The sequence below is a fragment of the Neobacillus camarae genome, from assembly GCF_054950115.1.
The window spans coordinates 624235-636898 of the sequence record NZ_JBUCKX010000003.1; the positions used below are offsets into that span (position 1 = coordinate 624235).

Sequence of the window (12664 nt, forward strand, 5' to 3'; positions counted from 1 at the left end):
TACGAAAACAAGGTGAAAAAGTTTTGCGCTTTCACCTTTTTTCCCGTCCCTACATATATTTGAATACGATAATAAAGTAGGTGACTTAAAATGAGATTTCTTTATAAACGCCCCAGGATGGAGTTTATCCAGGAGGAACTAAATACCGTGATGGAAGTAATGTCCTCCGATGTGTTTATTTATTTGGATTTGTTTGTCTTCAGTTTGATTTTTACATTGCTTCTTTCACCGGCCATAGCTTCTGTCAGTCATATGATTTTGTTCCTGGTGATCTGCTATAGTTTGTTCGCTTCTGTTTATTATTTTATAGTGAACCGGATAATGGGCAGCCATTAGATAGTCAGCGGCAATAGCTTTAAAAATTGCTGGAGGATTTCTTCCCCGGCTTTGACACCGGTTTGGCTCGTGACAGTCAACCCTAAGTCCAAGGCTTCCTTGGCAACTTCTCCGTGTTTCGGTACAAACCCGAGCTGGCAAAGAGTTAGGAAATCCAAGTCAAGCCGGGAATCTCCGGCCCCGGCAATCGCCTTTTGGCCTTCCCGCTTGCAAATAAAGTCAAGGGCAGCCCCTTTATTGATTGCGTTTGGGATAAAGTACAGCTTTCTGCCTTGCAGGGATATACGCCAGCCGTTTGTTTGGGCAAAAGTGGAAATTGCTTTGATGAAGGAATCAGGCGGTACCTCTTCCACTATGGAATAGAAAAATAAATCCTCCGCTTGCTTCCATTCCCCTTTCCATGCTAATCTGCTGTCCTTCATTAGGGATAGGAACTCTTTTGGAGAGACTGATTGTCCATCCATGCTTTTGGAAATATATTCAGTCCATTCTTCCAAAGGTTTTCCGTTCATTAGAATACGGGCCCCATTTGAGGTAATCGCATATTTAATAGGAATATCTCCTTCAAAAATAACAATTCGGTTGAACTGTTCTATGGTTCTGGTGGTAACCGGAATAAACAGACTGTTTTGTGCCAGCTCCCTTAATGCAGAAAGAGCAGTCCCGGTCATATGGGCAACCCAGCGGTTGCCTGTTTTTTCGACCGGTTTTAGGTCCGCTCCTTCCGGCAAGCCTAATGTATCAATGGCGCGGTCTGAATAAATTAAGGTACGGTCCAGGTCTGAGGCGAATATCATTTCTTAGACCCCTTAACCGTTTTGATGATTCCGCAGCACAGATAGTTAAGCTCTTCATACTCCACCACTTCCACATTCCTTTCAGCTGCAAGCAGGAGAATGTGCTGTACGAAGGGGCTCGTTTTGTCCCGCATTAGGATTCTCCATGGCACCCTTCTTAGTAAAACTCTTGTTGTCTCTCCCACACCCGGCTTTATAAAGTGAGAATTTTCCACAGAAAATTCGGCTTGGATCCTTTTAACATCCTGCATCCCTAAAAACACCGCTCCCGGCTCATCATCCTTTTTTAGTTCCGTGCTTATGAATGCTTGGTCGGCTATGTTTGGAAACTCACTTTCTATAATATTGATAAATTGATTGGAAACATCTTGGTCCGCCAGTTCTCTATAAAACTTTGCGCCATGGAAGTCAGCTTCACCAATATATTGGCCATTTAAAACGGTTCGGCTTACTAGTCCTGAAACGGTAGAATTTAAACAAGCACTGGGGATTAAAAAGTCCTCTCTTGTTCCATACAAAGTGGTGCAATAGCCTGGGTCTGCAATAACCGCTAAGGTATCATCTAGATAAACGCCATATTTCCGTTCATATTCCCTGCAGGCCTTGGTTAATTCGATGGATATGGCCCCTTTTCCTGTCCATCCGTCAATAAACTGGATTTTCCCATTCGGATGGGCTTTACGAATATAGTGTATAGCATTTTCATCAATGCCCCTGTCCCGAATAATCGAAACACTATAATGAGGCAATGTAATGTTAAAGCGGCTCTTCATATACCTTTTAATTAATATACCTGCAGGCGTACCTGCACGTGCTAGCGACACAAGAACCGTTTGCTCACCCTTCAGCCGAAATATTTGCTCTGAAACAATGCCAATGCACAATGCCACCTTTTGCTTATATTCATGTAAAGCTTTCCAAAATAAATCCACATATGGTTTTGGAGGCTGATACTCTATAGGCAATGATTCACTGTAATGCCCTCCTGTTTGAATCCTCCATTCCCGGTTATCGGTTGTATCTTCAAGCCGGATATCACTTAAATCCTTTAATAGAAACATGACGTCATCTTCAGAATACGTACTGATTTTAGCAGGTGTATTGATTAACTCACGCAAAGCGAATCACCTCTCTTTTGAACAGCTTACTAGTTTAATTGATTTGATTTGAGTTTTGCCAAGTTCCCGTAATAAGGGTTCAAGGGCCTTGCATGGAGGCTCTTTTTCAAAAAATAAAAACAGTTCATCATAGTGCCCGGCAGGAATATTATAGACAAAATGAGCTACCTCATGATCTTCTGGTGAAGGGAACGATAATCCATGTCTGGCCCCGTATCCCTCTTGGTTTACCACAAAGATGGGGCTCCTTGTGGTAGATTGAAAGTATGTGCCGTTGCCCATCTCCGCTGCAAGCTTCATAGGAAGATACATAAATTCACCTGTACCAAGGCAGAGTGTGTGTTCTCCTTGGCGATGGGCCGTTAAATATTCACCGGCCCTGCAAATTGTTTCATACAGCCTTTGATTTTCATCACTGGAAATGCCAAACCGGCCCGTTTCCTTAATATAGGGAGCGTTATTTTGCTGCTTAAGAGATGTGAATTGGGTTGGAGTAAAAAATGCTCCCAGATCCAAGGATTTAAGATCCATTGCTGTTCTTGCTGTCTTCAGGGTTTGCACGGCCCGGGTTGGCAGTTCTTTTAGCTCCCTGATATTGACATTTCCAGAAAGCAGATTGACTGCGTGAATAGTGATCCCCAATTTCTGCTCTATACGGGAAAATTCCTGGCGGTTTTGCCCGGAACGCCAATCCAATATGGAAACAACCGTATATTCCTTCCTGGGAAATCTGGCGTGTAACGATTGGATAATGTTGAGAGCCGTTTTTCCAGTTGTCATTTCATCATCCACGAGAATAATTTCCCGGTCGTTTTCCAACACTTCATGTGGAATATAGCAGCGGTGGGAAGTGGCATGGGAATGCTCTTCCTCAAATGTGATTTCAGGTTTCCTTTCGGCTGGCTCCTCCCTCGTCGTATGAAAATAGTCCGCAGCATGGAAGCAATCGAAGAAGGCATGCCCCAGGGCAGTCGCCGTTTCTGCAAAACCGATAATGACCGGGTTCACTGCAGGTGGAATAAATGGTATTTCTTGAATGGAGCCCCCGTTAAAAAAAATCGATAATAGTTCTTCTCTCTCAGGGCAGTCCATCCCCTTAACACTCTCTTGGTATCGTGCAGCAAGCAAGGCTGCCGCAGCCAGACCTTTATTGGGATTCACTGGCAAATGTTTCCCCAGTACCTTGCTCACGAATAAGAACGAACGTTTTTTGTTGATCCTTGCGGCCATGGTAAATAACTCATCCATTGCTAGATTATAAGGATTCTCCGTTATGCTAATTTCGGCTTCAATTGAATCAAGAATAGGAAAGGTATACTTCTTTTTTGATAAGGTCAAGATTTGTGACGTCTTCATGTAACACCCCGTAAAGCTTTGATTTTAATAACGTTTTTTGGGCCCAATATAAATGGGGCTTGATTTCATTCATCTTATTGGCAAAGTGGCTTTTCATTACGCCCACTTCACCAGTCGCTGCTTTTACAATATTTAGAGCATCAATATATTCTTCATATGTAACAACATTAAGGGCTTGAACCACTTTTATGTGTGTTGGATGTATAATTGTTTTTCCGGTTAATCCATTGGCAACGTCGAGCAACACCTCTTGAATTAACCCGTCCAAATGTTGGTTAATCAATTGTTTTCTCCACTTAACCCCTTCCTCGCCATAACGTTCCCGAAATGGCGTTTGTCTTAATTGCGGCTTAAGGATCCGGTCGCCTGAGGAGAAATACTCCCATACGGGTCCTGAAACAATATACGGGCTGTCAAATCTTTGAAAGATATTAATAATGTCTGAAATTGTATCCCGTAAAACGGCTATATCATACACCGTATTATCGGCACCCCGGCGGATTCCGTATAGTCCGCAAAAATCAGTCGCGCCTATCCGAATATTCAATACATTTTCCTTATATTGGTCCGTTAATGTTTTAATATTGATTAACTCTCTTAATCTCGTATCTTTTTGTATTACATTTGCGGTTTCTAAAATAGGCATGGCATAAAAAGGATGGTGAACAGAATGAAGGCGTTGGACTTCCTTTAGCAATGCTTCCCCTGTATCAGGACTAAACTTTGGCAAAACCACTCCTGTCAATACTCGTATGGATTCCTTCACTTGTGCCACGATTCGTTGTAATTGGCCGAGTGAACGAATTCTTACGAACATCAAAGGCAAATCCCCGATTGTGATAAACCCTTTATGAAGTTCCTCATCCAACTTAAGCAATTCGACAATCAATGATTGCTCCGCTGACTCCACCTCATGGTCACCAACAGCATCCTCCAGATCTATCACCAGGGATGTTAATCCCTCATGTTTTTTAGTAAGAATTTCCTGGTGGATATTCGGCCGGGTTGCGGGCATATACAGGGTCGCCCCCAACCCGTAGGCGAGGAGCTCCTGGTCAGTATATTTATTAAAGTCCTGCGGTTTTTGATAGAAATATTGCGCTAATTCATCATCATAAAAGTAGGAAAAAAACCTCATATTTATGCTCCTTATCTTAAGGTAAAGACTCTGTTAAACGATAATGTTGATTTTTTAACTCTGTTGAATGGAGCAGCAAGCGCACACGACTCCTGCGGGAATAAGGGGGTGGGGAGCTCGGCACGCTCGCAAAAAGTGAGCTTCTTTCTATGCAATCAACACCCATATTTAATAGAGCTTAGGTAAAAAAATAAAGGAGACAACTCTCGTCCTCTCCCTCTGTTAAACAGATTTCCATAATTAATTTTCCTTGCCCGCTTCCTTTTTCTTGTTCATAAAGTGAATAACAAACGTAATGACAAATGTTACAAGCAGAATGATAAAGAAGAGCACATGACTCATTTCAATATGGAACACGGTTAAGAACATTTTTACCGCAATGATTAAAATGAGGATATAGGCGGTGGTCTCCAGCTCAGGCACCCGGTCAATCAGCGTTAAAAAGATCCCGGCTACCCCCCGCATCATTAATACACCGAGCATACCGCCAATTAACAGTACCCATACTTCGTTGCTAATCCCAAATGCAGCTAGGACACTGTCAACTGAAAAGGCGATATCCATTAATTCGACAGAAGCGACAGTTCCCCAAAAGGTCCCGAACATCCTGATTAACAAACCGCCCTTGTTAATACCCTCTTCCGCTTCTTCCACATTCTCGTCAGACTCTTTACGCTTGTCCATGAAATATTTAATGGATAGCCAAGCAAGGTATGCGGCCCCGAGAATTTTTACCCACCAGAACTCAATGAGATATACCCCAATTCCAATGGCTATAAACCGGAATGTATATGCGCCTAACAACCCGTAAAATAAGGCTTTTTTCCGTTTATCTTTCGGAAGGTGCTTAACCATGACGGCTAAAACAAGCGCGTTGTCGGCTGATAGCAATCCTTCCAGAACAATTAGCGTCCCGATGAGTCCCCAAGCGACAGGGTCAGTTAACACTACCCCCCACATGTGCCAATCGAAAAATTGAGAATATGTATCCAAAATTCCTTGTAAAACTGACATAAACGATGTTCCTCCAAACGATGATGAAAAATTTGTAAAGAGACCCGAGCTCATCGCCGGGTCTCTGCCTTTTACCTTAACCTACCTGTAAGCCAAAATCAGTGGCAAGTGCTGCTAAACCGCCCTGATAGCCGCTTCCAATGGCGCTGAATTTCCATTCCCCGTTGTGGCGGTATAGTTCCCCAACAACAATGGCTGTTTCAATCGAGAAATCCTCACCTAAATCATACCGGATAAGTTCCTCTCCATTAGCTTCGTTAAAAATACGTGCATAAGCATTGGAAACTTGTCCAAAATTTTGATTTCTGCTGGCCGCATCGTGAATCGTAATCGTAAAGGCAATGCGTTGAATTGATGAAGGAATAGCTGTTAAATCAATATTGACCTGCTCATCATCACCATCGCCGTCACCTGTCCGGTTATCTCCTGTATGTACAACTGCGCCATTGGCTCCTTGTGGATTGTTATAGAAAACAAAATCGGTTTCCGTTGTCACTTTTCCATTTTCACCAAGCAAGAAAACAGAAGAATCCAGGTCAAAGTCATGGCCACCGTCATACTTATTGGTGTCCCATCCAAGTCCAACAACCACTTTAGTCAAACCAGGATTTGTTTTGGTTAAATCCACCTTTTGACCTTTTGATAAACTAATTGCCATGTTCATTCCTCCAATATTGGTTATAGATTATTTACGGATTTTCCTAAAAAAAGTTTCATCTATAATATAAAATTTTTTATCTTATATTCGCAAATATTAACACATCCACTTTGGCGGGGTATCTTTCGCCCAGTAGATGGATCCTAACTGATGGTGGGTTTGAAAGTCATCCTCGTAAGTATGGTAATGAAAGTTAAACCAGTATCCCTCTTGTGGCGGCTGATCTCTTCTAACATGGAATCGAAGAATATCTTTCCCAGATTCATGATTTTTTATATGAAAAATTTTTTCCGAATATCCGCTCCCCGGCTGTTCAGTAATCGCAAGGTTCTTTATCTGTTCATCAGGCAGCCGGCTGGCAGTTTCCTCAATTGCAAGTTCAATGTTAGGCAATATTACATCCCGAAACTCATCTTCGATTACCGGCTTGATTCTACTTCCGAATTTTTGATAGGATTGGTCCTCTGCCTGTTTTAATAAAAACTCTACAAAACTATCTCTATTAAACTCGGATTCCTCGGAACCAGCAGCCGTAACATGTGAATAACTGCCCGGAGAAGGAATTTCAAAGGCATCTCGGTCTGTTGGACTATCAGCCTTTGCGGGATTCATTAGCTGGGTTGGTGTGACAAGTCCAAAGGTTAATACAGATACCATGACAAAAAGCGTTTTTCGAAGCCATTTATACATGTGCAACTCACCCAAATTCATTTACATATGTTTGTACTTTATGGAAAGGATATCCTTTATTATACTGCTTTTTCGAATAAATAGAAAAGTTACTTTTAAAAAAACTGGCAGTTTTTTTAAACCGCCAGTTTTCACTTCCAAATTATTTGCAATTGGTTTCCAGCGCATTTAGTACATTTTGCATCACAGCTTCCATTGGCATTCCTTCAATATCGTGCCTTGGAATAAAATGAACGACTTCTTTTCCCTTTAGAACGGCCATAGATGGTGAAGAAGGCTCGATTCCTGTAAAATACTCGCGCATCTTTGCAGTGGCTTCCTTGTCTTGGCCGGCAAACACCGTAACAAGATGTTCTGGTTTTTTCTCACTGGCTGCAACCGCTTGTATGACAGCAGGCCGTGCAAGTCCGGCCGCACAGCCACAAACTGAATTGACAATTACCAATGTTGTCCCATCGGCATTCCCCATAAATTCTTCAACTTGTTCCGCTGTATTTAACTCCTTAAACCCCGCTCTCGTCAGTTCTTCACGCATCGGCACCACCATTTGGCGCATATATTCTTCATAAGCATTAGACATATTAAATTCCTCCAATATTTAATCATTGACTTTAATTATCATTTTTTCAGAAATCTTTATTCTCAAGCATCGCCTTTTCGGGATTCTGTCATTTGCTTCCATACAGATCCCTTTGCCTCTTTGCCGCCTTCAATCCTTTCAATAGCCATTTTAATCTGCATGCTGACTTCAAATTCAGGATCGTTTTCTGCAGCTTTTAAAGCCGGCAACGCCGATTCATCACCCAGTTCGTATAAAAACATCGCTGCCCTCCAGCGCACCAATTTGCTCGGGTCTTGTAATGCCTTCGCCATTTCGGGGATAGCTTCCGGAAACCCCAAGTCGGATAAGCAATCTCCTGCTGTTCTTCGGACAGTGACCGTTTTATCGCGCAATGCTTTATAGAGCGGCAGCAACACTGCCTTATCTTCAATCATCCCAAGGTAGACGGCAGCCAATCTGCGGATGGAAGGTTTCTCATCCTCCAATGCTTTTTCAAGTACCGCCAGGTCATCAACATCAGGGTCATCCATTTGCTCAAGCACTTGATAGCGAACCTGCCAGTCAGGATGAGTCAAGTCTTCAACCCTAATTTTGTTTCGAGGCCTCTTTGTTTTGGCTCCTATCGCCGTTTCGCCTTCAGTCGCTTTGGCTATTAAGTCTTCCAGCCGCTCACGTGGAAAGGATGCTATTAACTCGTCGATTACCTCATGACCTACCTGGTCAAATTCACCGTATCTAACCCCTTGATTTTTCCATTTTCGGAGTAAAATATAATTGTCATCCTGAAGCTGGGCCCTTTCCCTGGCTTGCAGAAAATATTCCGGCATCCCGTACCGCTTTTCCGTCGTTCCATCTGTTAGCTTAACCTGAAGCGGAATGTCCTTAAACATTTGGACCTCTACTTTTATCTCACCGAAATGGTCGTTAACAAACACCTGAGCATCCATCACACCGGAGATATTTTCACCAAAAGCCTGACGGACCTTGGGCAATAATTCCTTCCAGTCGTATTTCGCATTTCGCTCCACAGCCAGGAAATCCGCTACATGGTATACACCCTTAACCCCTTCAATTTGAAGGATGGCCTGAATAATCGAAGGTGCATCTTGTATAGTATCTTTTTTATAGTTATGGCTTTTCCCCATTGGCAGTTCCTGGTCGAGGGTAATTTTCATTGTATTCGGGCTGGGCGTTGGTTCTATCGAGATAATTTTCACCACAATCACCTGATTCCTCTGTTTTCTTTTACAAGTTTATCATATTGATTACGGTTCATTCACATATTATGCATTTGTTTTAGCTATTTTCAGCTATTTCAGCAAGATAGGTCCATCGCTCAATTAATTGCTCTAGTTTCGTATTCAATTCAGATGCTTGCGCCATCAGTTCCTGCAATTTCGTAAAGTCGCTTTCGCACTTTTCCATTTCTTTTGTCACAGTTTCCAATTTTTCTTCTGTTTGGGCAATCGTTTCATCGATTTCTTCCCATTCTTTTTGTTCCTTAAAGGTGAGCTTTTTCTTTTTTTCTTTTTCAGATGCTTTGGCTGGAGCAGGTGGAGCCTTTACTTCTTTTTTTGTTTCCTCGCTATCCGCTTGTTCTAGATATTCGCTATAGTTTCCGTAAAAAGTGCCAATTTTCGCATCCCCGTTAAAAATAAGCAGCTGACTGGCCACTTTATCAAGGAAATACCGGTCATGGGAAACGGTAATTACGACTCCAGGAAATTCTTCCAAGTAATCTTCCAGAATTGTAAGTGTTTGCGTATCGAGATCATTTGTCGGCTCATCAAGCAGCAAAACATTAGGTGCTGTCATCAGGATTTTTAACAAATATAGCCGTCGTTTCTCACCACCTGAAAGCTTCCGGATCGGGGTCCCGTGTGTATAGGCCGGAAAAAGGAACCGTTCCAGCATTTGGGCAGCCGATATCGTCTTTCCATCTGATGTCTCCACGACTTCTGCGGATTCCTTAATGTACTCTATCATCCGCTTAGTTTCATCCATATCCTCGCTTTCCTGAGTGTAATAGGCGATTTTAACAGTCTGTCCAATATTAAATTCACCGGAATCAAGCGGAATCCTCTTGGCCAAGATATTCAAAAATGTTGATTTTCCCGTTCCGTTATGACCGATTATGCCAATCCGATCCCCAGGCTTTATAAGTAAATCAAATGACTCAAGAATAGGTTTGTCGCCATAACGTTTGGCGGCATGTTTAAGTTCGAACACTTGCTTTCCTAACCTGCTGCCATTAAGTGAAATATCCAATTTTTCAGCGGCAGGCTTACCGTTAGACACTTGGCCGTCTAATTCTTCAAATCTTCCAATCCGGGCCTTTTGCTTGGTGGACCTTGCTTGCGCCCCGCGCCTAATCCATTCCAATTCCCGCCGGTACAGATTTTTCTTTTTTTCATATACAGCGACTTCGTTCTCTTCTCGAATTGCCTTTGCTTCCAAGAAAGCTGCATAGTTACCTTTATAGCTGTATAGCTTTCCTCCGTCCAATTCAAAAATCCGGTTAGTGACCCGATCCAAAAAGTAACGGTCATGTGTAACAACCATTATCGAACCCTTGTACCGGCTTAAATAGTCTTCCAGCCATTTAACCGTCTCAAAATCCAAATGGTTGGTCGGTTCATCCAGAATGAGCAGATCCGGTTCAGCGATTAAAACCTGTGCCAAGGCTACCCGCTTTTTTTGACCGCCAGACATTTGCCCGACCCTTTGATTAAAATCAGTGATTCCCAATTTTGTTAAAATGGATTTAGCATTGCTGCTTGCATCCCAGGCATTAAGGGCGTCCATTTGTTTTTGCAAGCGGTATAGCTCGTCCAAATCAGCTGCATTGCCTGGGTCATTATTCAACTTAAGCAAAGCATTTTCATACTCCCGCAACAATTTTAAAATCGGTGCATCCCCAAGGAATACTTGTTCGAGCACCGTACGGTCTGTTTCAAAATCAGGCTTTTGCAGCAACAAGGAGATGGAATAGTCTTTGCCTGTAATGACCTTCCCAGCATCGGGAGTATCCAATCCGGCCACAATCATTAGTAACGATGACTTACCTGTTCCGTTAACGCCAATTAACCCGACACGTTCCTTCTCGCCGATTGTAAAAGAAATTTGGTCAAATAATTGCTTTTCCCCATAAGTTTTCGTTACATTTTCGACCGTTAACATTTTCATGCTTTAACCATTCCATTCTTGATAAAATTGATCTAAAAATACCTCCATGAATTGATGGCGCTTCTCTGCCATCCTCCTGGCAGAATCTGTATTTAATAAATCTTTTAGTTTAAGTAGTTTCTCGTAAAAATGATGAATACTAGAGGACTTTCCGTTCCGATATTCTTCAAGACTCATGTTTTCCCTTACCTTAAGGTCGGGTTCATAAATGGGCTGCCCCTTCTTTCCTCCATAGGCAAACGCACGTGCAATGCCAATTGCGCCTATCGCATCCAATCGGTCAGCGTCTTGGACTATTTTGGCTTCCGGCATGGTTAATTCGGTACCTTTTCCGCCTTTAAAGGAAATCGATGAAATGATCTGCCTTATCATTCCTTTTTCATCCGCTGTCAACGGGACGGTTAACAGGAAATCTTCTAGTTTTCGTTCCCCACTGGCTAAACTCTCATTGAGTTTCTCATCGGGGATATCATGAAGCAGCGCTCCCATCTCAATAATAAATGGATTGCCCGCTTGTTCTTCTCTGCATATAATCAGCGCGTTCCTTCTGACACGATCGACATGGTACCAGTCGTGCCCGGTCGCGTCGCTTCCTAATTGGTTACGGACAAACTGCTCGGTTGTTCCAATTATCTGTTGTTTCACTTGCGTTGCACCTGCCTTCATTCTGCTATTTTATCATGAAGAGGCGAAAAAAAATAACCCCAAAACTCCGGGGTCATGATAATCCGTTAAACCAGCTAATCCCTATCGTATTTTCCCCTGCGTGCACTCCTATAACCGCACCGAGTGGGCAGCATGTTATTTTTAGCTGGGGGTATTCTGTCTCCAACTGCCGCCGCCATTCCTCCGCTTGCTCTCGATGCAGGCCGTAGAGAATATAAACTTCTTTAATATGGTTTTTTTCATTTGCCAGATGGAAATAATCGAGAATTTTATCTTTGGCCTTTTTCTCGCTTCTCACTTTTTCCTTGACGAATAAAGCACCATTGTCAAAAGAGATAATCGGCTTGACATTTAGCATACTGCCGAGGAAAAATTGCAGGCCCGACATTCTTCCGCCACGGTGAAGCTGCTCTAGACTTCCTACGAGCACATAGGTTTCTCCGGTATTCCTAATTTTCTCCAGTTTTTCGATTACTGTTTCGAGAGGTTCCCCTGCTTCTGTCATCTCGATTCCCTTTTTTAACAAAGCAGACATCGGATAGGTTAGGATTTGTGAGTCCAATGTGATTACCGGAATATCTACCAGGTTCCCCGCCTGCTCGCTGGAGGAAACTGTTCCACTCAGTTTTCCGGAAATCAGCACAGATACAATTTGGTCGTAATCATTTGCCAGGCGTTGGTATAATGTTTGAAACGCACCAATAGACGGCTGTGACGTCTTTGGAGGGGTTTTCAGATGTTTTAGCTTTTCAAATAATTCGGCAGGTGTTAAATCCACCCCATCAGTAAATTCTTTGCCGTCGAGAGAAATTGTTAGTGGTACCGTATATAAATCGGGATGATTTTTTAACTCTTCATCTAAAAAAGCGGTACTATCTGTTACCCAAGCCGTTTTTGCCAAGGCCATCTCTCCTTATTTAAATTTAGTATCTGGTCTTAACATATAGTTATAATCATGTTACATTCAAATCTGAATATTGTAAATATTAATTTTAAAGCCCTGTTAAATTGACAGTTGTTTACAGTGGAAGAAGCTCAAGCACCCCCGTGGGCGTACCGGAGGGGCCTCCCCGGCTCCAGAAGCGCCTGCGGGGGTTTCCCCCCTGCCCCCGTACTCCCCCAGGAGTCAAGCGGCGCCTTCCG

General features: G+C 42.8%; 13 protein-coding genes. 1 reads left to right on the top strand and 12 read right to left on the bottom strand.

Annotated features, from left to right (window positions below):
• The first annotated feature begins 90 nt into the window (after positions 1–90).
• Complete coding sequence (locus tag ACY8D0_RS18365; RefSeq protein WP_462411948.1) at positions 91–336, top strand: hypothetical protein; 246 nt, start codon at positions 91–93, stop codon at positions 334–336.
• On the opposite strand, the gene ACY8D0_RS18370 is transcribed toward ACY8D0_RS18365, so the two are convergent.
• From ACY8D0_RS18370 to ACY8D0_RS18425, 12 genes are all read right to left on the bottom strand, one after another.
• Entirely contained in the window at positions 333–1133 is an 801-nt protein-coding gene (locus ACY8D0_RS18370) for an HAD family hydrolase (RefSeq protein WP_462411949.1), read from the bottom strand. The genes ACY8D0_RS18365 and ACY8D0_RS18370 overlap by 4 nt on opposite strands.
• Positions 1130–2251, bottom strand: coding sequence for a cysteine protease StiP family protein (locus tag ACY8D0_RS18375; RefSeq protein WP_462411950.1), 1122 nt, complete (start codon positions 2249–2251; stop codon positions 1130–1132). The genes ACY8D0_RS18370 and ACY8D0_RS18375 overlap by 4 nt, the downstream gene beginning before the upstream one ends.
• Positions 2252–2257: 6 nt before the next feature.
• A complete protein-coding gene (locus ACY8D0_RS18380) occupies positions 2258–3607 on the bottom strand; it encodes a phosphoribosyltransferase family protein (protein ID WP_462411951.1) in 1350 nt (449 codons plus the stop codon).
• Positions 3549–4745, bottom strand: coding sequence for an HpcH/HpaI aldolase/citrate lyase family protein (locus ACY8D0_RS18385; protein WP_462411952.1), 1197 nt, complete (start codon positions 4743–4745; stop codon positions 3549–3551). Before ACY8D0_RS18385 ends, ACY8D0_RS18380 begins: the two co-directional genes overlap by 59 nt.
• Before the next feature lie 240 nt (positions 4746–4985).
• The gene (locus ACY8D0_RS18390; RefSeq protein WP_462411953.1) at positions 4986–5759 is read right to left on the bottom strand and encodes a TerC family protein; all 774 of its coding nucleotides are present in this window, start codon (positions 5757–5759) and stop codon (positions 4986–4988) included.
• Positions 5760–5835: 76 nt separating this feature from the next.
• Positions 5836–6417, bottom strand: a complete 582-nt coding sequence (locus ACY8D0_RS18395; RefSeq protein ID WP_462411954.1) for a TerD family protein — start codon at positions 6415–6417, stop codon at positions 5836–5838.
• 96 nt (positions 6418–6513) lie between these two features.
• The gene (locus ACY8D0_RS18400) at positions 6514–7107 is read right to left on the bottom strand and encodes a YpjP family protein (protein WP_462411955.1); all 594 of its coding nucleotides are present in this window, start codon (positions 7105–7107) and stop codon (positions 6514–6516) included.
• 142 nt (positions 7108–7249) lie between these two features.
• Positions 7250–7687 carry a BrxA/BrxB family bacilliredoxin gene (locus tag ACY8D0_RS18405; RefSeq protein WP_462411956.1) on the bottom strand — a complete coding sequence of 146 codons (438 nt, stop codon included), beginning with the start codon at positions 7685–7687 and terminating at the stop codon, positions 7250–7252.
• A gap of 62 nt (positions 7688–7749) precedes the next feature.
• Positions 7750–8886, bottom strand: coding sequence for a conserved virulence factor C family protein (locus tag ACY8D0_RS18410; RefSeq protein WP_462412500.1), 1137 nt, complete (start codon positions 8884–8886; stop codon positions 7750–7752).
• Between the two features lie 79 nt (positions 8887–8965).
• A complete protein-coding gene (locus ACY8D0_RS18415) occupies positions 8966–10855 on the bottom strand; it encodes an ABC-F family ATP-binding cassette domain-containing protein (RefSeq protein WP_462411957.1) in 1890 nt (629 codons plus the stop codon).
• A gap of 3 nt (positions 10856–10858) precedes the next feature.
• Entirely contained in the window at positions 10859–11500 is a 642-nt protein-coding gene (locus ACY8D0_RS18420) for an HD domain-containing protein (RefSeq protein ID WP_462411958.1), read from the bottom strand.
• A gap of 73 nt (positions 11501–11573) precedes the next feature.
• The gene (locus ACY8D0_RS18425) at positions 11574–12422 is read right to left on the bottom strand and encodes a DegV family protein (protein WP_462411959.1); all 849 of its coding nucleotides are present in this window, start codon (positions 12420–12422) and stop codon (positions 11574–11576) included.
• Positions 12423–12664: the final 242 nt, after the last annotated feature.